Below are 17,007 nucleotides of genomic sequence, written 5' to 3' on the forward strand. Positions count from 1 at the left end.
GCATGCTCCCGCTGCTCGCCGCCGTGGTGTCGGCGGCGGTGGCGGGCGCGATGACCGTCGCCCTACTTGTTCTGCTGCCGCTGCTGATGGCGCAACCCGACGACCGCTATCCCGAGACGAACACGTTCGTGCTGCGGCGGATGGACACCGTCATGCCCCTGCTGACCCTGCTGGGAATCGGCCTCAGCGCAGGTGCGGTGCCGGCTGCCCCGACCGTCTCCGCGGCCGTCCTCCACGCACTAGCCGTGCTCGGGCTGCTGGTGCTGCTGACGGTCTCCGCGGTCGTGCTGCGCCGGGTGAACGCCTCCATCGCAGCCGCGCCCGGGCCTGCGGAACTCCGGGTGCTGCGCCACCGGTGGCGGGGATGGCACCTGACGCGGGTCGGTGGAGCGCTCGCCGCTGCCGTCGCCAACACCGCAGCCGCTCTCCTCTCCTGAGTCTCCAAGAAGGGAACCCGTATGCCCACCAGAGTCTGGGACTACCTGCCCGAGTACGAGACCGAGCGGGCCGACCTGCTGGACGCGGTGCAGACCGTCTTCGGGTCCGGGCAGCTCGTCTTCGGGCCCAGCGTCGCCGGGTTTGAGGGCGAGTTCGCGGCCTACCACGGTGTCGCGCACTGCGTCGGCGTCGATAACGGGACAAACGCGATCGAACTCGGTCTCGAAGCGATCGGCATCCGACCCGGCGACGAGGTGATCACCGTGTCGAACACCGCCGCCCCGACCGTCGTCGCGATCGACGCGATGGGCGCCGTGCCGAGGTTCGTCGACGTCCGGGAGGAGGACTTCCTGATGGACGTCGACGCGGTCGAGGCCGCGGTCACCTCGCGCACCCGGTGCATCGTCCCGGTGCACCTGTACGGGCAGTGCGTAGACATGGCGCCGCTGCGCCGGATCGCGGAACGGCACGGCATCGCGATCCTCGAGGACTGCGCGCAGGCCCACGGCGCCCGCCACCACGGCGCGCTCGCCGGCACCTTCGGAGCCGCCGCCGCGTTCTCCTTCTACCCGACGAAGGTCCTCGGCGCCTACGGCGACGGCGGCGCGGTGCTGACCAACGCGGCCGAGGTGGACCGCGCGTTGCGACGGTTGCGCTACTACGGGATGGACGACGTCTACCACACGGAGTCGACCCCCGCGCACAACAGCAGGCTGGACGCGGTCCAAGCGGAGATCCTGCGCCGCAAGCTGACCCGGCTGGACTCCTACCTGACCGCCCGCCGGGCGGTCGCGGACCGGTACGCCGATGCGCTGTCCGGCACCGGTCTGGTGCTCCCGGCGGTCGCCGACGGCAACGAGCACGTCTACTACGTCTACGTCGTCCGGCACCCGCGCCGGGACGCGATCCTCCAGAAGCTGCGCGCCGACGACATCCACCTCAACATCAGCTACCCGTGGCCGGTGCACACGATGCGCGGATTCACCCGCCTCGGGGTGCCGGCCGGCGCGCTGCCGGTGACCGAGCGTCTGGCGACCGAGATCTTCTCCCTGCCGATGTACCCGAGCCTGCCCCGAGACCTGCAGGACCGCGTGATCGATGCGGTCCTGCAGGCCCTCGCGGCGGTCTGACCCGGGAGCCGTCGTGACCCTCTCCCCCGCCCGCGAGACCCCACCGTCCGGCACGCCGGACGCCGACTGGCTGCATTGCCCCGGATGCCGCGGCATGCTCTACCGTCCCCGCTTCCGGCGCGAGCTCGGCGTCTGCCCGTCCTGCGGTCATCACGCCCGGATGGGAGCGCGGGACCGCATCGCGTTCCTGCTCGACGCCGGCTCGGCCACCGAGTTCGGTGACCTGAGCGGGGTGCCGGACGACCCGCTCGGGTTCACCGACCTGCGTTCTTACCGGGACCGGCTCGCCGAGGCACGAGCCCGCAGCGGACTCACCGACGCGGCCGCCTGCGCCACCGGCACCTTGCGCGGCCACCCGGTGGTGGTCGCCGCGATGGACTTCGACTTCCTCGGCGGCAGCCTCGGAGCGGCACTGGGCGCTCTCGTCGAGCAGGCCGCGCGGGCCGCCGTCGAACGCGGGCACCCGCTGCTCGTGGTGAGCGCCTCGGGCGGGGCCCGGATGCAGGAGGGCGCGATCGCGCTCATGCAGATGGCACGGACCAGCCGGGCACTCGCGGATCTCGACGCCGCGGGGATCCTGACGATCTCGCTGGTCACCGACCCCACCTACGGCGGTGTGGCGGCGTCGTTCGTCCCGCTCGCCGACATCGTGCTCGCCGAGCCCGGTGCGCGGCTGGGCTTCGCCGGGCCGCGGGTGATTGCCCAGACGCTCGGGCAGGAGTTGCCGGAAGGGTTCCAGACCGCGGAGTTCCTGCTGGAACACGGGCTGGTCGACGCAGTCGTCCCGCGGGCGGCCCAGCGCGCGACGCTCGCCGCACTGCTGTCCGCGGCCCGGCCGTCGCCGCCGACCCGGGTGGAGCCGGTCGAGCTGGTCCGGGACCCCGGGGCGCTGCCGGACCGCTCGGCGTGGGAGTCGGTGCGTGCGGTGCGCACCGCCGGACGGATCACCACCACCTCGATGATCGAACGCGCCGTCGACGACTTCGTGGAGCTGCGCGGGGACCGCAGCGGTGGCGACTGCCCGGCCATCGTCACCGGGCTCGGGCGGTGGGACGGCGTGCCGGTGGCGATCGTCGGTCAGCAGCGCGGGGACACCGTCGCCGAGCGGGTGCACCGCAACTTCGGGATGCCGCGGCCGGAGGGGTACCGCAAGGCGGGACGGGTCATGCGGCTGGCAGAGAAGCTCGGAATCCCGGTGGTGACACTCGTCGACACCCCCGGGGCGCACCCCGGGGTCGACGCAGAGCGCCGCGGCCAGGCCCACGCGATCGCCGAGAACCTGAGGCTCATGGCCCGGCTCGCCGTGCCAGTGGTATCGGTGGTGCTCGGTGAGGGCGGCAGCGGCGGGGCGCTCGGCGTGGCCGTCGCCGACCGGGTCTACGCATTGGAAGACAGCGTGTTCTCGGTGATCTCCCCGGAGGGCTGCGCGGCGATCCTCTGGCGGGACGCCGCCCGCGCACCGGAGGCCGCCGAGGCGTTGCAGATCGGCGCCGCAGCGCTGTTGCGGAACGGCCTGGTGGAAGGCGTCATCCCGGGCCCGTCCACCGACGGTGCCCTGGTCGGAGACGCGGTGCGCCGCACCGTGACCACGGCACTCGCCGAACTCGTTGGGCTGCCCGCCGAGGAGCTCCGCCGCACGCGTGCTTTGCGCTACTCGGCGTTCGGCAACCACCGTAACCGAGGAGGGGACTCATGACGACGAACGGCACCACGGGCCTGCGTACCGGCCTATCCGACACCGACGGACGCGGCCGGCAGACCGGCGCCATGGAGCGGCTCTGCCGGCATGCCCTGGATTTCGCGCAACAGAGCACACCCGCCCGGCTGTTCCTGCGCGACGGCGAGAGCAGTCTGGAGGTCGAGTGGGCCGCCGCTCCCACCCCGGAGACGGAGTCCGAGACGTCGGTGGCGGTGACGGCAGCGCTCGTCGGCACCTTCTATCACCGTCCGGAGCCGGGGGCCGCGCCGTTCGTCGTCGAGGGAGACGAGGTCCGGCCCGGCCAGCAGGTCGGCATCGTCGAGGCGATGAAGCTCATGAACCCGGTCGAGTGCCCAGTCGCCGGCCGGGTGGCCGCGGTCGAGGCGCCGGACGGGGCGGGAGTCGAGTTCGGCCAGGTGCTGTTCCGGATCGAGCCGGGGAGGCCGGAGTGATCCGGAAGGTGCTGGTCGCCAACCGCGGCGAGATCGCGCTGCGGGTGGCGAGGGCCTGTCGTGAACTGGGACTCGGATGCGTCGTGGTGCACTCGACCGGCGATCCGGACCCGGCCGCCGCCCGGCTCGCCGACGACGTGGTGTGCATCGGGCCCGCTCCTGCCCGGCACAGCTACATGCTCGCTCCCGCGCTGGTCGAGGCGGCCCGCAACACCGGAGCCGACGCCGTGCATCCCGGGTACGGGTTCCTCTCCGAGGATCCCGACTTCGCCGAGATCTGCGCCCGCAACGGCCTCACGTTCGTCGGACCGCCGCCGGAGGTCATGGCCGCGCTCGGTGACAAGGCCAGGGCCAAGGCGCTGATGGCCGCGGCCGGGGTGCCCGTCCTGGCCGGCAGCGAGGGCGCGGTGACCGGGCCGGAGGAGGCCGGCGCGGTGCTGAACCGGGTCGGCCTGCCGCTGATCGTGAAGGCGGTCGCCGGTGGCGGCGGCCGGGGGATGACTGTGGTGCACCGGGTCGAGGATCTCGCGCCCGCCGTCCGGCGGACCTCAGCGCAGGCGCGCGCCGTCTTCGGCGACCCCGCCGTCTATCTGGAGCGCTACGTGACCGGCGCCCGGCACGTGGAGATCCAGGTGCTCGCGGACGACCACGGCGAGGTGACCGCCGTCGGCGGCCGGGACTGCTCCATCCAGCGGCGCCACCAGAAGCTGATCGAGGAGGCGCCGGTGCCGGGGCTCCCGGCCGAGCTGGGCGAGCGGATCGCGGCGGCGGCGACCGCGGGAATGCGCGCGGTGGGATTCCGCGGGGCCGGAACCGTGGAGTTCCTGCTCGCCGACGGTGGGGAGTTCTCGTTCCTCGAGGTGAACAGCAGGATCCAGGTGGAGCACCCGGTCACCGAGATGACCACCTCGCTGGACCTCGTCCAGCAGCAACTGCTGATAGCCGCGGGCGAGCGGGGCCCCGGACCGGTCACCGCCCCGTCCGGGGTGGCCATCGAGTGCCGGATCAACGCCGAGGACCCGGATCGGGCCTTCGCACCGACCCCGGGCCGGATCGATCGGCTCGTGCTGCCCGGTGGCCCCTTCACCCGGGTCGACTCGCACGTCGGAGCGGGTGACGAGATCGGGCCGCACTACGACTCGCTCCTGGCCAAGATCGTGACCTGGGGTCCCGACCGCGAGTCGGCTCGCCGCAGAATGCTCCGCGCGGTCGACGAGACGGTGGTGACCGGGCCGGGTTTGTGTACGACCGTCGGCTTCCTGCGCGGGATCCTGGACGACCCCGACTTCCGGGCCGCCCGGCACACCACCGCGACGCTGGACTCACGGTCGGTCCCGGCCGGTACGCGGTGAGCGCCAGCGGCCCGGTCGTCGTACTCGGGGCATCCGGGTACCTCGGCTCACACGTGCTGCGCGCACTGCTCGCGGCGGGGCACCGGGAGGTCCGCGCCGTCGCCCGCCGCCCGGCACTGGTGCCGCCGGGGTCCGGGATCGAGGTCGTGACGGCCGACCTGACCGAGCCGGGTGCGGCGGCCAGGGCCCTCACCGGCGCGTCAGCGGTGATCCACCTGGTCGCCGACATCGACCACACCGGGGGACGCGGCTGGCGTACCGCAGAGGGCCCCGCCGCACGGGATGTCCCCGCCGACCCGACGCTCGTCGCGGCGCTGGCGGCGCTGGCCGAGCGACGTTGTCCAGTGCCGGTGGTGTGGAGCGGGTCGGTGACCCAGGTGGGCACACGATCCACCGCCAGGGTGGACGGTTCCGAGATAGACCGGCCCGAGACCGGTTACGACCGCAGGAAGTGCCGGGCCGAGCGGCTGCTGCACGACGCAGGCCGGGCGGGCCGCATCCGTGCGGTCGCTCTGCGGCTCCCCACGCTCTACGGCCCGCCTGCCGCGGACGGCTGCCCGGCAGGCGGCGGTGTGGTGGCGGCGATGGTGCGGCTGGCGCTGGACGGGCAACCGTTGACCCTGTGGAACGACGGCCGCGTCACGCGGGACCTGCTGCACGTCCGGGACGCGGGGACCGCCGTCGTCCGCGGTCTGAACGCGGTCGCATCGAGCCGGGCCTGGCCGGTCGGTGGAGACTGCCCGGTCGAGCTGGGGAAGCTGTTCGCCCAGATCGCCGCGGTGGTCGCGACGGTGACGCGGTCCCGGCCGGTCCCGATCCAGCGGGTCCCGGCGCCGGAGTTCGCGACCGCCGAGGACCTGCGGAGCATCGAGGTCGACTCGGAGGCGTTTCGCCTGGCCACCGGATGGGCCCCCAGAGTCGGACTCGATGAGGGTCTGCGCGCCACGGTGGAGCACGAGGTCGCGGCTCGCATCGCGGTGCGCTGAGCACCCTCGAAGCGCGCCGGAACGGCCCCGCCCGATCGGGCGGGGCCGTTCCGTACCGGTCAGCGGGGGTCGACCCGGAACACCGCACAGCGGTCGGCGATGGCGACGAACTCCTCCGGCGTCCCGTTCGCGACGTGGCCGGCCCGGATCATCATCCGCGTGCCGACCGGGACCTGGCGAGGGAACTCGCGCAGGATGGGTGCCCGCTCCCCGACCGGGATCTCGACCATCGTGACGGCTTCGTCGCGCCGCCCGCGTGCCAGCCGGGCGCTGCCGGGGTTGGCCCGGGCGTTGGCCACCCAGTTCGTACCGGGGAAGCCCACCAGGTACGTCGCGCCGTCGACGCTCATCGGCGTCACCGGCGTGGACACCGGGTTACCGCTGCGGCGACCGGGGATCGTGAGGACGGCGAGCCCGCTGACGCCGAGCCCTCGGCGCTGGAGCTGGACGAACAGCTTGTTCAGCGGCTTGAGCCAGCGCGGGAGTCCGCGCAGGTGCGTACGTGCAGTCATCGTGCCCACCTTCTGGGAGAGGTCGGGTGTCGGGTCGGGTTATCGGGCGGGCGTGCTGTGCAGCACGGGTTCTTGGCCGCGCCGCTGTGCCCGCTGCGCGCGGCGGGTGACCAGCAGCATTCGCGCCAGGTAGAGCGGCCGGGGCGGCAACCAGCCGAGCTGGGTCGCGGTCCGGAGGTCGTCGCGGTTGGCCCAGTGCTCGATGATCAGATCGTCGAGGAACCGGAACCAGTGGGTCTGGGTGGTGGAGAAGGTCCGGCCGGTCGGCGGGAATGCGCCGACCACCTGGCCCGCGCGGTCGTAGTCGTAGAGCACCCCGGTGTGCCGCCCGGACATGGTGGCGTGGGCGACGAGCGTGTCGTCCCTGGCCACTGCGGCGTGCGTGGTCCAGTCCAGGCCGGAGAACGCGTGCCGCAGCAGCATCGCGGTCGCGTGGAACCCGGCCGGTCCGGGGACCCGGCAGGCAAGTGGCTCCAGCGCCGCTTCCAGGTTCGTCCCGCGGGGGTGCACGATGCCGGCGAACGTAGCCTCGTCCCCGTCCCTCATGACGTCCAGGATTGACTGGGCCTGCGCGATCTCGGTGCCGTGCCTGTGGTCGGCCTCTCGGCCGGGCATCTCCGGCCGCGGATTCAGGTCGGTCATACGGGGGCCTCCTCGGCCGAACGGCGCCGGATCCGGCGCGGCAGCAGCAGCGAGAGCGCCGCGCTGAGCAGCATGAGCCCGATGTTGACCCAGAGCGCCGCGCCGAGCGCGTCGGCCAGCTCGGTCTGCCCACCCGGCCCGGCCGCTCCGACGGAGCCGAAGAACACGGTGCCGACTGCGGCGACACCGAGCGCCGCGCCAAGCTGCTCGGCGGTGTTGAGCACCCCGGACGCGGCGCCGGCGTCGTCGGCCGGGACGCGGGTGAGGACGACGTCGATGACCGGCGCTGTTACCAGGCCCATCCCGGACCCGACGAGCAGCAACGCAGGGGCGAGCCACCACGCCCGCAATGCGTCGTCGGCGAGCTGGACGGTCGCGGTGAGCAGCAGCAGACCGACCGCTCCAACCAGTGCGCCGACGGTGAGGACCCGGGTCCCGAACCGGCGTAGCAACGGCGTCGACAGCAGCGAGAACACGACGGTCGACACGGCGCTCGGTACGAGTGTCAGCCCGGCGCCAAGCGGGCCGAACCCCAGCCCGACCTGCAGGTAGTAGTTCAGGACGAAGAACATGCTCATGAACGCGGCGAGGAACGTCAGCACGATCCCAAGGCCTCCGACGAACGAGCGTTCCCGCCACAGCCGGGGCAGCACCAAGGGCACCGCACCGGCTCGCTCCCGGCGGACCTGCGAACGTGCGAACACGACCAGCAGGACGAACCCGGCGGCGACCATGGCGAAGCCCCACCACGGCCACCCGAACTCGCGGCCCTGCACCAACGGCAGGAGCAGGGCGAACAACGCGAGCGTGAGCAGTGCGAGTCCGCCCGGGTCGAGGGCGGGTGGCCGAGCCGCGCGCGACTCGCGCAGGTAGCGCCGAACGCCGAGGAACGCCACGAGACCGATCGGTAGGTTGATCCAGAAGATGGTGCGCCAGCCCAGACCGCCGATGTCGGCGGCGACCAGCACACCGCCGAGGATCGGGCCCAGCACCGCGGCCGAGCCCAGTACCGCTCCGAAGACGCCGAGCACGCCGGGGCGCTCGGCCTCCGGGAATTCGACCTGGAAGATCGCGAGTGCCTGGGTGAGGATCAGCGACCCGGCCAGCGCCTGAGCGACCCGGCCCGCGACCAGGATCTCGGCGTTCGGGGCGAGTGCGCAGACCGCCGAGGTAACGACGAAGCCGAGAATGCCGATCTGGACGGCCAGCCGGCGACCGATGCGGTCACCGATACGCCCGGCCGTGATCAGGGTGAGTGCGAAGGTCAGCGTGTACGCGGCGGTGATCCATTGCAGGACGGTGCTGCCGGCGCCCAGGTCACGTTCCATGTCCGGGAGGGCGACGATCACGATGGTCGTATCCAGGATGTCCATCGCCACGGCGATCAGGACGAAGGCCGCCGCAGTCCGGCGACGCGGGTCGGGCGTCGCCGGGCCGGCGGATCGGAGCTCGGTCATGGGACAGCTCTCCCGAGTCGCGTTCGGTCGGATGTCAGACGAATGCCGGAGCCTGTTCGACGGCCCACTGCCGGTAGCCGGTCGGCCGGTTGCGGGGGTGCAGGACCTGGCCGTGCTCCGCGGTCCAGCCGGTGGCCTCGACCACGACCTGCGCGACGTCTGCGGGGAGCACCTCGGCCAGTGCCTCGCGGGCCCGGTCGGGTCCGGTCGCTGCGACCGGGATCGGCCGGCCTGCGGCCCGCGCCAGGATCGCGGCACGATCGATCGGGCTGAGCAGATCCGGTCCGGTCAACTCGACCACCGGTGGGGGTTCGACCGCGACAAGGGCGTCGGCCACGGTGGCGGCGACGTCGTCAGTGTGGACCGGGGCGACGGCAACGTCCGGCCAGGCCAGCGGCAGCTCCCCGAACCGGGCGAGCAGCCCGGCCCAGGCCAGGTCGTTGTCCATGAACGCGCCGGGGCGGATCGCAGTGACCGACAATGAGCGGGCGTGCAGCGCGTCCTCGCAACGCCGGTGCAGCGGCCCGGTAGCGACGTCGCCGTCCGCGCCGGCGAGCAGCGAGGAGAGCACGACGACCCGTCGCGCGCCGGCGTCGGCGAGCCCGTCAGCGGCCCGGTCCACCGCTTCGGGGACCGGGAACAGATAGACCGCGGTGGCGCCCTCCGCCGCGGTCCGGACGGCGTCGCGGTCGTTCAGGTCCCCGCGCCGGATCTCGACGTCCGCCGGTAGCCCGGAATCGTCCGAGCCCCGGACCAGAGCGCGGACCGGATGCCCGAGACGTAGCAGGCGGGTCACTACACGCCTGCCGACGTCCCCGGTCGCGCCGGTGACCAGGATCGGTTCGGAGCTCATACAATTTAAGCTACCACAAGAAGATACTTCCCCAGGGAAGTCTATTCGCCCTGGACAGCGACTCGAGCGCGCGCTGCGAGCGTCGGCGACGAGGCCGGCCGGAGAAAGGGATGCCCATGCGCTCCGTCGTACCCCGACTACACCTGTTCGAGTTCGAGGACCAGTCGTGGTTTCCGAGTCGGCTACGGGACATGACCACCGACTTCCTGCAGGAGGCGCTCATCCTGCGGCACCGCTTCTACGCGCCGGTCACGCCGGTGCTGGCGGGTCTGGTGCGGCGGACCGGCCAGCGGCGGGTCATTGACCTGTGCTCCGGCGCGTCGGGCCCGTGGGAGCACCTCAAGCCCGAGCTGCAACAGGACGCAGGTCCGATCGAGCTGGTGTTCACCGACCGCTTCCCGAACCGTCGCGCGCTACAGGGCGCCTGCGATCGCATCGGTGATGGCCGCACCCACGTGCACCCCGACCCGGTCGACGCCACCGCGGTCCCCGAGGGGCAGGACGGCATCCGCACCGTCTTCACGGCCTTCCATCACTTCCCGCCGTCCGTGGCCCGGGCCGTGCTCGCCGACGCGTTCACCCGGCGTGCACCGCTGTGCGTCGCCGAGTCCTCCGAACGCCGGTGGCCCTCCCTGCTGGCGACGCTGCTCGCGCCGGTGCTGGTCGTCGGCCACGTCCTGCGAAACCCGAGCCCTCTGCGGCTGCTCTGCACCGTTCTCGGGGTGCTACCGCTCGTCGTGACGTGGGACGGGCTGGTCTCAGCCCTGCGCACCTATGACGGCGTCGACCTGGCCTCACTGACCGCAGGACTGTCCGCGCCCGATTACCGCTGGCGCATCGAGCGGATCCCGCCGGGCGGCGCGGCGCCACCGATCCTGCTCCTGATCGGCGAGCCGGTGTCCGTGACCGACTGACCCACTCGCCCCGCCGTCACCGAGACCGGAGGTACCGATGTTCACCGACAACCACGCCGACGTCTACGAGACGATCTACCGCAGCCGCGGCAAGGATTGGGAGCAGGAGGCCCTCGATGTCGTCGCGGAGATCACCGCCGAGCGCCCCGAGATCACCAGCCTGCTCGACGTCGCCTGCGGGACCGGGATCCACCTCGAGCAGTTTCGCCGGCTCGTCGAGCACTGCGAGGGCGTCGAGATCGCGGAACCGATGCTCGCGCTGGCTGCCGAGCGAGTCCCGGGCGTCCCGCTGCACCGCGGGGATATGCGCTCCTTCCGCCTTGATCGCCGCTTCGACGCCGTGACTTGCATGTTCTGCTCGATCGGTTACCTCGACACGGTCGCCGACATGCGTGCTGCCGTCGCGACGATGGCCGCGCACCTGGTGCCCGGCGGTGTGCTCGTGATCGAGCCCTGGTGGTTCCCCGAGCGATTCATCGACGGTTACGTGGCCGGTGATCTGAGCCGCGGCCCGGACAGAACCATCACCCGGGTCTCGCATTCCACCCTGGTCGACGGGAAGACCCGGATGGAGCTGCGGTTCGTCGTCGCCGACGAGAACGGCATCTCCGACTTCACCGAGATCGAGATCCTCAGCCTGTGGCCGGAGCAGGCCTATCGCGACGCGTTGGCCGACGCCGGATGCTCGGTGCGCTACGTACCAGGCGGGCCGACCGGGCGCGGCCTGTTCGTAGGTGTGCGGAGCTGACGCCCTGGGAGCCCTCGGACAAGCCTGAGATGCTCGCGAGCACGGGCCCGCGGAGCCGTAGCGGTGCAGCGTGCTGGATGAGCGAGAGCCACGCAGAAGCAGACCGCTCCACGGTGTTGCGTCTCATCGGCCAAGTGCCCTCGACGTAGACCTGTGCGGAACTATCCGCTGAACTGGGCGGGCTGTGGCCGCGTCGTCGACGCGGCCTTCTCCGGCGCCGACAGCGAGTTGCTCGAGTCGCGGTCGCTGTAGGCCTCGACGACCTCGGCAGGAATACGACCCCGCTCGGAGACGGAGTATCCGTTCTCCCGAGCCCACATACGCACCGCCTGGTTGTGGCGCCGAGCCTCGGTCGAGCCTGCCCCCGCGGCAGCCTCGCGACGGGGTACGCGCCGGCCACCTCCTGCGGTTCGCGCGGCGGAAACGAACGGGGCGAGCTTGTCCCGGAGCGTCGCTGCGTTGGCCGCATTGAGGTCGATCTCGAACTGCTTCCCGTCGAGGGCGAAAGCGACGGTCTCATCAGCTGCCGCGCCGTCGAGGTCGTCGATCAGCTGTACCGTTTCGATTCGCGCCACTGTGTCACCCTCTACTGTATTGATGCTCGGTGCCGAGGTTAGTAGATGCTCTGCGGGAGACATGCCCTCCCCCGGATTAGCGATACTGCGATCCAGCGTTGTCGTGATGGCCCGGGCGGTGGCGCTTCCCGGGTGATAGGCGAGGTAGGTGGCCAGGATCCGCAGAGCGGTCAGTGCCTCGTTCTCCCGCTCCACCCACTCGCTCCGGCGGGCGCCGCATGCGTTGCGGAACGCTGACTGAAGCTCACGGGACAGGGCGGTTCCTGCCACGATGACGGGGTCTGACATCACGGTCCTCTCGCACAGCACCGGGGATAAGGCTCAGTGTGCGGCAGAGGGCCGACAATTCTGTAGCGCACCAAGTCAGGCGCGGTGGACAAACTGACAGGAACGCGTTGTCAACTCGGCATAAGTGGCACGGCCCCTCGAGAGTCGGACCGAGGTCGAGGCGGAGGCGCCGCTCAGCTGTCGCCGGAGGCCGGCCGCGACCGGGGTGGCTGACGGAGTGGCCGGATGAGGCGGACGAGCATGGTGTGCAGGGCGGCGGTGTCACCGGCCAGCGAGAGCGCGGACGCTCGGTTGTTCTCGGCGGGGTCCATCGCGGTCCAGCGCAGCTCGTAGCCGGCGTCGGCGGCGAGCTGGGCCAGGAACGCCCGCTGGGTCCGCCCGTTGCCCTCCCGGAACGGGTGCAGGGCGTTGACGTCGCCCAACAGCTCGGCCAGGCCGGTGACGAAGCCGTCCAGGTCACGCCCGCGCAGCACCTGCTCGGAGTGGAGGCGACCGAAGATGTCGGCGGCGAAGGTCTCGAGGTGCTGGGGTGGGCAGAACAGCTGTCCCTTGCCGATGGACACGGTGCGCAGCTGCCCGGCCCAGTCGTAGAGGTCGCTGAAGATGTGGTGGTGGAAGTCCTGCAGGTGGTCCAGGTCGTAGCGTCCGGGCAGCGGCGCCTGGCGCAGCTCGATCAGGCGTAGCGCGGTGAGTTCGGCCTCGGCCTGGCCGAGTTCGTCCGGATCGGTGATCCCCAGCCGGTTCCGCAGAACTCCGGTGGCGAGGTCGAGGTAGGGGTCCGGGCCGGTCAACGGCGGTAGCGGGCCAGGACACGCTCACGAGCCTCGCCGGTGGTCAACGAGCCGGCGGCGACACCGTCGAGCAGCGCCAGGCCCTCCGCGCTCGGCTCCAGGCCCTCGGCGCGGACCGAGGCGAGGGCCTCGTCGACATCGGCGCGGCGCTGCGCGGCCCCGATGAGCTGTTCGTAGCGGGCCACCGACATCACCACCGCCTCGGGCTTGCGATGAGCACCGACGAACACCGGCTCGGCCTCGGGCTCCTGCACCCGCTTCAACGTCGCTGCCAACGCCGTACGGAACTCACGAAACGACAACACCTCAGGCACCCACACACCGCCCAGCGTACCCGAACGCGTACACAGTCGAGTACGCGACGCCGAGTCGTTGAGGGCCAGTCCGAAGGCAGGCAAGGTCGCCCACGGGAATCCTGACCGCGCCGGCGTAGGAGGGCAACGCGGGAGCGTGTCAGGGCAGCGGTGCGACGAGCGCCGCCGCGACGAGGCCCACGACCTCATCTCTCGACGAAAGGCCCGCCATGACCGCGAACACCCCGTCGACCTGCGAGCCCATGACGGCGAGGTTCGCCCGCCTCCATGACGGGCCGGCCCCACTGCTGCTGCCCAACGCCTGGGACCTCACCTCGGCTCTCGCGTTCGTGCGCGCCGGCTACCCGGCCATCGCCACCACCAGCTTCGGCGTCGCCGCGAGCGCCGGCCGGCCCGACGGCGGCCGCACCACCCGCGAGGCCAACCTGGCCCTCGCGACAACTCTGCGCCGTCTCCCGATCCCGCTGAGCGTGGACATCGAGGACGGCTACCACGACAACCCGGACGCCGTCGCGGACTACGTCGCACCCTGTCCCACACCGGAGTCGCCGGTATCAACATCGAGGACAGCACCGCCGACGTCCTCATCGACCCCGCGCGCCACAGCGCGAAAATCACCGCGATCAAGCAGCACTGCCCCGAGCTGTTCCTCAACGCGAGAGTGGACACCTACTGGCTCGGCCAGGACGCCACACCCGAGCACACACTGACCCGCGGCGAGGCCTACGTCCGTGCCGGCGCCGACGGCGTGTTCCTGCCCGGACTCACCGACCCCACCGTCCTCCGCGGGGCAACCCGATCCCTACCCGTACCGGTCAACACCCTCATCGTCCCCAGCCTCACCCTCGCCCAGCTCGCCGACCTCGGTGTGAGGCGCGTCAGCACCGGGTCACTGCCCTACCGAGCGGCCCTCCACGCCGCCCTCGACGTCGCCGCGGCGCTCCGCGACGGCAGCACACCACCACCCGGGCTCCCCTACCCGAGCTCCAGACCGCCCTGATCGACCACGCCACGGAGTAGACGCACACCGGATCTCAGGCGACCCGCTCGCGGGTGTGGACTCGTGTCGGATCCGAGCAGGATGACGATCTCGTTGAGGCGCCCCGGCCCCGCTGGTACCGACAACGCCGTCCTCCCGTTGGGCAGTCACAGCAACGGGCCAGCGACGGCACTGTGCCAGTGCGAGACCGCCGATCCCGGCGCCGATCGCCAGCACGATCACGACCGCCACGCCGACCTGCGGCGGCGCTCCGCCGTGCGGATCGCCCACGCCACCACACCGAGCGCAGCGAGAGTCAACGGCAGCCCCATCGCGATCTTCACTGCGGCGAGCTTGCCGATCTCGTGGGCTTCGAGGAGTCCGCGCTGGGCCGTGAAGCGCGCGCCGAACACCGCGGCGCAGGCCAGGGTCGCCGTCGTCAGTGCACGGCGAGACGGCCGGTCGCCGCGCCACACCATCGGCTCGCGGCGAGTGACGCTCCAGAACACGCCGACCAGCGGGAACCCGATGATCACGGATCCAAGCAGGACCGCGCCCGCGGCGAGGCTCCACCAGATGTCGGGAAGGAAGATCCCCGCGTCCGACCCGGTCGACCAGGCGATCGCGGCGGTGACGCCGATCCCGACCAGTCCTGAGGCCACGCGCACGACCGACCGACCGGTAAAGCTGGCGAGAAGGGTGAGCAGCAGTGTTGCGGAGACTCCGGCCAAGAGTCCGACGACCAGGCAGGACCAGGTCGTGACCGCGACGAACACTGCGGAGGGCACCGCCGAGGCCGCGAGCTCCTCGACCCGGCCGCGCCTCATGGGGCAGCGTCCAGATCCAGGCGTACCACGACGGCGCGCCCTCCTGCGCGGCGCGGCCGCCCGAGCGCGAGCAGCAGCCGGAACCACCGGAAGGACAGTCCGTAACGCGCAGCGAGCAGCGACAGGCCCTCCGCGCGCTCCGCCCCGTCCACTTCCTTAGCGCGGCCACGGCGCCACTCTCCCCGGGCCGTGCCGTCGAAGTCCGACGGGGCGACCTGCACCCGAGGATCCCGCCGGAGCCGTCTCATCTTGTGGGAGCGCTCCGGCGTGAGCAGGTAATGCCGGCCGTCGCTGCCCGCGGCGAGCCAGACCGGAGTCACACGACCACGACCGCCGACACCGAACGTCCGCAGTGCGAAGTAGCGCTCCCCGCCCGTCTCTCGTCGCCCCATGCCGACCTCCCGGAGCTGAGGATACCGCTGTTATATAATGATGTTACACAACGCGAGGAGGCGACCGGATGAGTCCGCGGTCCACCGATCCCGACGCGCGCGCAGCAATGCTGGCGGGAGCAGCCAGACTGCTGGCAGCTGAGGGCCCGTCCGCCCTGACCACGCGGCGCCTTGCGGCGGCGGCGGGGACTTCCACCATGGCCGTCTACACCCGCTTCGGCAGCCTGCTCGACGTGCATCGCGCCGTCCGGGCGGACGGATTCGCCCGACTCGGGGCCGTGCTGGAGGCTCTACCGGCCACCGACGACCCGGTGGCCGACCTCGTCGCCGCGGCGCTGACCTACCTCGACTTCGCCGTCGCCGAGCCTCACCTCTACCGCACGATGACCATCGACCGGCCACCGCCGAAAGAGCACGACACCGATCCCGACCCCGGGGAGGTCGTCTTCACCCGGCTGACCGGACACGTCCGTCGCTGCCTCGACGCGGGCCGCTTCCGTGGCGACTCGACCCTCGTCGGGGTGTGGAGTGCACAGCTGTGGTCCATGCAGCACGGGATGGCCACGCTGGTGCTTGCCGACACTGTGGAGCCCGCTCATATCCGGTTCGTGCTGCAGGACATGGCCGAGCGGCTCTGCCGGGGCTACGGGGACGATCCCGTGCGAGCGCACCGCTCGGTCACGTCGGCCACCACCGCCACGTCGGCCTCCACCGCGCGGGACCGAGAGGGACCATGAGACGTTAGACCGTCCTCACCGTCGCATCGGTCGCTAGGTTCGGCGACACGCCAGGGCACGGAGCCTCCACGGATCGACCTCCCGGACGTTCCCGGCGGCTCCTCCACCCGTCTCAGTAGCCCGGAGACCGGTTCGGGGCGACGACTCGGCGCGTACGACCGAGAGCCGGGTAACGAGGTCGGGGGGCACGCACCGGGTCGGCGAGCGAGGCGCGGTCCTGCACACGACACGCGCCCGCCGGACCGTCCTACGGTCCGGCGGGCGCGTCCTCGTGTCGGGGCGGGGTCTACTCCGGTGCCGACTGTAGAGCGCGAACCTCGACCCGGGACTGCAGAGCGGCCGAGGCCTGCTCGGCCCAGACCAGTGCCGCCTCCTGATCGGCCGCCTCGATGATCCAGAAGCCGCCCACGTACTGGTCGGCCTTCACGAAGGGCCCCGGGGTTCGGATCGTTCCGGTGCTCGTCGTCTCGACCGTGACCGCGGTCGACGGCGGTTCCAGACCGCCCGCAGTGACGAACGCGCCGGCCTCGTTCAGGTCGGTGTTGAACTTCTCCACGGCGGCCATGAGCGCTTCCAGCTCGGCCGGGTCCATGTCCTGCATCGACTCCATCGTCGGCTCGTCGGCGGTGTCGTGCGGGAGGGTCAGGAAGTACTGCGTCATGGAATCTGCTCCATCTCCAGTGGTGGACGAACATCTGACGGGTAGTGGTGGCCGGACTCGCGGCGAGCGCCGCTGTGGCGCGGCCGAGCTCGGCGGGCGGGGCCTGTCGGCCCGGCTGCGCCCGTTCGGGGTGCCGTATGGTGGGAGTTTCGAACACCTGCCGGCTGCGCGGAGCCTCGACGCAGCGCTGGATCGGCCGAGACATCGGTGACGACGTGGCGCATCTCAGCCGTCTCCCGACAGGTGCCACGGTGCAGTGC

General features: G+C 71.7%; 19 protein-coding genes and 2 pseudogenes. 10 read left to right on the forward strand and 11 right to left on the reverse strand.

Annotation, left to right across the window (positions count from 1 at the left end):
- The first annotated feature begins 2 nt into the window (after positions 1–2).
- Genes MTO91_RS27645 through MTO91_RS27670 form a run of 6 tightly spaced genes read left to right on the forward strand, consistent with a single transcriptional unit; the run spans position 3 to position 6,057 of the window.
- Positions 3–437 carry a DUF1772 domain-containing protein gene (locus MTO91_RS27645; protein ID WP_281010938.1) on the forward strand — a complete coding sequence of 145 codons (435 nt, stop codon included), beginning with the start codon at positions 3–5 and terminating at the stop codon, positions 435–437.
- 21 nt (positions 438–458) lie between these two features.
- Positions 459–1,568 carry a DegT/DnrJ/EryC1/StrS family aminotransferase gene (locus MTO91_RS27650; protein ID WP_281010881.1) on the forward strand — a complete coding sequence of 370 codons (1,110 nt, stop codon included), beginning with the start codon at positions 459–461 and terminating at the stop codon, positions 1,566–1,568.
- Positions 1,569–1,581: 13 nt separating this feature from the next.
- Positions 1,582–3,264 carry an acetyl-CoA carboxylase, carboxyltransferase subunit beta gene (accD, locus tag MTO91_RS27655; protein WP_281010882.1) on the forward strand — a complete coding sequence of 561 codons (1,683 nt, stop codon included), beginning with the start codon at positions 1,582–1,584 and terminating at the stop codon, positions 3,262–3,264.
- Complete coding sequence (locus tag MTO91_RS27660; RefSeq protein ID WP_476655075.1) at positions 3,261–3,719, forward strand: acetyl-CoA carboxylase biotin carboxyl carrier protein; 459 nt, start codon at positions 3,261–3,263, stop codon at positions 3,717–3,719. Before accD ends, MTO91_RS27660 begins: the two co-directional genes overlap by 4 nt.
- Positions 3,716–5,071: an acetyl-CoA carboxylase biotin carboxylase subunit gene (locus MTO91_RS27665; RefSeq protein ID WP_281010884.1), complete on the forward strand. Its 1,356-nt coding sequence runs from the start codon at positions 3,716–3,718 to the stop codon at positions 5,069–5,071. The genes MTO91_RS27660 and MTO91_RS27665 overlap by 4 nt, the downstream gene beginning before the upstream one ends.
- Positions 5,068–6,057: an NAD-dependent epimerase/dehydratase family protein gene (locus MTO91_RS27670; protein WP_281010885.1), complete on the forward strand. Its 990-nt coding sequence runs from the start codon at positions 5,068–5,070 to the stop codon at positions 6,055–6,057. The genes MTO91_RS27665 and MTO91_RS27670 overlap by 4 nt, the downstream gene beginning before the upstream one ends.
- Before the next feature lie 59 nt (positions 6,058–6,116).
- On the opposite strand, the gene MTO91_RS27675 is transcribed toward MTO91_RS27670, so the two are convergent.
- The 4 genes from MTO91_RS27675 to MTO91_RS27690 are packed head-to-tail and all read right to left on the reverse strand — an operon-like array spanning position 6,117 to position 9,521.
- Entirely contained in the window at positions 6,117–6,569 is a 453-nt protein-coding gene (locus MTO91_RS27675; RefSeq protein WP_281010886.1) for a nitroreductase/quinone reductase family protein, read from the reverse strand.
- 39 nt (positions 6,570–6,608) lie between these two features.
- Positions 6,609–7,211, reverse strand: a complete 603-nt coding sequence (locus MTO91_RS27680; RefSeq protein WP_281010887.1) for an ester cyclase — start codon at positions 7,209–7,211, stop codon at positions 6,609–6,611.
- Positions 7,208–8,668 carry an MFS transporter gene (locus tag MTO91_RS27685; RefSeq protein ID WP_476655077.1) on the reverse strand — a complete coding sequence of 487 codons (1,461 nt, stop codon included), beginning with the start codon at positions 8,666–8,668 and terminating at the stop codon, positions 7,208–7,210. Before MTO91_RS27685 ends, MTO91_RS27680 begins: the two co-directional genes overlap by 4 nt.
- A 34-nt stretch (positions 8,669–8,702) precedes the next feature.
- Positions 8,703–9,521, reverse strand: a complete 819-nt coding sequence (locus tag MTO91_RS27690) for an SDR family oxidoreductase (RefSeq protein WP_281010889.1) — start codon at positions 9,519–9,521, stop codon at positions 8,703–8,705.
- 191 nt (positions 9,522–9,712) lie between these two features.
- Between MTO91_RS27690 and MTO91_RS27695 the strand changes: the two genes are divergently transcribed.
- Entirely contained in the window at positions 9,713–10,435 is a 723-nt protein-coding gene (locus tag MTO91_RS27695) for a hypothetical protein (RefSeq protein WP_281010890.1), read from the forward strand.
- A gap of 37 nt (positions 10,436–10,472) precedes the next feature.
- A complete protein-coding gene (locus MTO91_RS27700; protein ID WP_281010892.1) occupies positions 10,473–11,183 on the forward strand; it encodes a class I SAM-dependent DNA methyltransferase in 711 nt (236 codons plus the stop codon).
- 236 nt (positions 11,184–11,419) lie between these two features.
- Here the strand turns inward: MTO91_RS27700 and MTO91_RS27705 are convergent.
- From MTO91_RS27705 to MTO91_RS27720, 4 genes and pseudogenes are all read right to left on the reverse strand, one after another.
- Positions 11,420–11,758 (reverse strand): annotated as a pseudogene (locus MTO91_RS27705) (histone-like nucleoid-structuring protein Lsr2); the annotation flags it as partial.
- 461 nt (positions 11,759–12,219) lie between these two features.
- On the reverse strand, positions 12,220–12,837 hold the full coding sequence (locus tag MTO91_RS27710; protein WP_281010893.1) for a Fic/DOC family protein: 618 nt from the start codon (positions 12,835–12,837) through the stop codon (positions 12,220–12,222).
- Entirely contained in the window at positions 12,834–13,091 is a 258-nt protein-coding gene (locus MTO91_RS27715) for an antitoxin VbhA family protein (protein ID WP_346864788.1), read from the reverse strand. The genes MTO91_RS27710 and MTO91_RS27715 overlap by 4 nt, the downstream gene beginning before the upstream one ends.
- 199 nt (positions 13,092–13,290) lie before the next feature.
- A complete protein-coding gene (locus tag MTO91_RS27720; protein ID WP_476655090.1) occupies positions 13,291–13,449 on the reverse strand; it encodes a hypothetical protein in 159 nt (52 codons plus the stop codon).
- On the opposite strand from MTO91_RS27720, the pseudogene MTO91_RS27725 reads away from it, so the two are divergent.
- Positions 13,394–14,171, forward strand: a pseudogene (locus tag MTO91_RS27725) (isocitrate lyase/PEP mutase family protein). The gene MTO91_RS27720 and the pseudogene MTO91_RS27725 overlap by 56 nt on opposite strands.
- Positions 14,172–14,369: 198 nt before the next feature.
- Here MTO91_RS27725 and MTO91_RS27730 read toward each other — a convergent pair.
- Positions 14,370–14,957 (reverse strand): DUF3159 domain-containing protein, encoded by a 588-nt coding sequence (locus tag MTO91_RS27730; RefSeq protein ID WP_281010895.1) that lies wholly within the window; start codon positions 14,955–14,957, stop codon positions 14,370–14,372.
- Positions 14,954–15,349, reverse strand: a complete 396-nt coding sequence (locus MTO91_RS27735; RefSeq protein WP_281010896.1) for a PNPOx family protein — start codon at positions 15,347–15,349, stop codon at positions 14,954–14,956. The genes MTO91_RS27730 and MTO91_RS27735 overlap by 4 nt, the downstream gene beginning before the upstream one ends.
- A gap of 107 nt (positions 15,350–15,456) precedes the next feature.
- Between MTO91_RS27735 and MTO91_RS27740 the strand changes: the two genes are divergently transcribed.
- Positions 15,457–16,086 carry a TetR/AcrR family transcriptional regulator gene (locus MTO91_RS27740; RefSeq protein WP_476655089.1) on the forward strand — a complete coding sequence of 210 codons (630 nt, stop codon included), beginning with the start codon at positions 15,457–15,459 and terminating at the stop codon, positions 16,084–16,086.
- Positions 16,087–16,372: 286 nt separating this feature from the next.
- Here MTO91_RS27740 and MTO91_RS27745 read toward each other — a convergent pair whose 3' ends face one another.
- The gene (locus MTO91_RS27745; RefSeq protein ID WP_281010898.1) at positions 16,373–16,747 is read right to left on the reverse strand and encodes a YciI family protein; all 375 of its coding nucleotides are present in this window, start codon (positions 16,745–16,747) and stop codon (positions 16,373–16,375) included.
- Positions 16,748–17,007 lie beyond the last annotated feature (260 nt).

This window comes from Pseudonocardia sp. 2-7, assembly GCF_056341085.1.

What these genes read in the sequence shown, in the direction of transcription:
- MTO91_RS27645 (WP_281010938.1), top strand. Translation starts at nt 3, where the DNA reads ATGCTCCCGCTGCTCGCCGCCGTGGTGTCGGCGGCGGTGGCGGGCGCG.
- MTO91_RS27650 (WP_281010881.1), top strand. Translation starts at nt 459, where the DNA reads ATGCCCACCAGAGTCTGGGACTACCTGCCCGAGTACGAGACCGAGCGG.
- MTO91_RS27660 (WP_476655075.1), top strand. Translation starts at nt 3,261, where the DNA reads ATGACGACGAACGGCACCACGGGCCTGCGTACCGGCCTATCCGACACC.
- MTO91_RS27675 (WP_281010886.1), bottom strand. Translation starts at nt 6,569, where the DNA reads ATGACTGCACGTACGCACCTGCGCGGACTCCCGCGCTGGCTCAAGCCG.
- MTO91_RS27680 (WP_281010887.1), bottom strand. Translation starts at nt 7,211, where the DNA reads ATGACCGACCTGAATCCGCGGCCGGAGATGCCCGGCCGAGAGGCCGAC.
- MTO91_RS27685 (WP_476655077.1), bottom strand. Translation starts at nt 8,668, where the DNA reads ATGACCGAGCTCCGATCCGCCGGCCCGGCGACGCCCGACCCGCGTCGC.
- MTO91_RS27690 (WP_281010889.1), bottom strand. Translation starts at nt 9,521, where the DNA reads ATGAGCTCCGAACCGATCCTGGTCACCGGCGCGACCGGGGACGTCGGC.
- MTO91_RS27695 (WP_281010890.1), top strand. Translation starts at nt 9,713, where the DNA reads ATGACCACCGACTTCCTGCAGGAGGCGCTCATCCTGCGGCACCGCTTC.
- MTO91_RS27700 (WP_281010892.1), top strand. Translation starts at nt 10,473, where the DNA reads ATGTTCACCGACAACCACGCCGACGTCTACGAGACGATCTACCGCAGC.
- MTO91_RS27730 (WP_281010895.1), bottom strand. Translation starts at nt 14,957, where the DNA reads ATGAGGCGCGGCCGGGTCGAGGAGCTCGCGGCCTCGGCGGTGCCCTCC.
- MTO91_RS27735 (WP_281010896.1), bottom strand. Translation starts at nt 15,349, where the DNA reads ATGGGGCGACGAGAGACGGGCGGGGAGCGCTACTTCGCACTGCGGACG.
- MTO91_RS27740 (WP_476655089.1), top strand. Translation starts at nt 15,457, where the DNA reads ATGCTGGCGGGAGCAGCCAGACTGCTGGCAGCTGAGGGCCCGTCCGCC.
- MTO91_RS27745 (WP_281010898.1), bottom strand. Translation starts at nt 16,747, where the DNA reads ATGACGCAGTACTTCCTGACCCTCCCGCACGACACCGCCGACGAGCCG.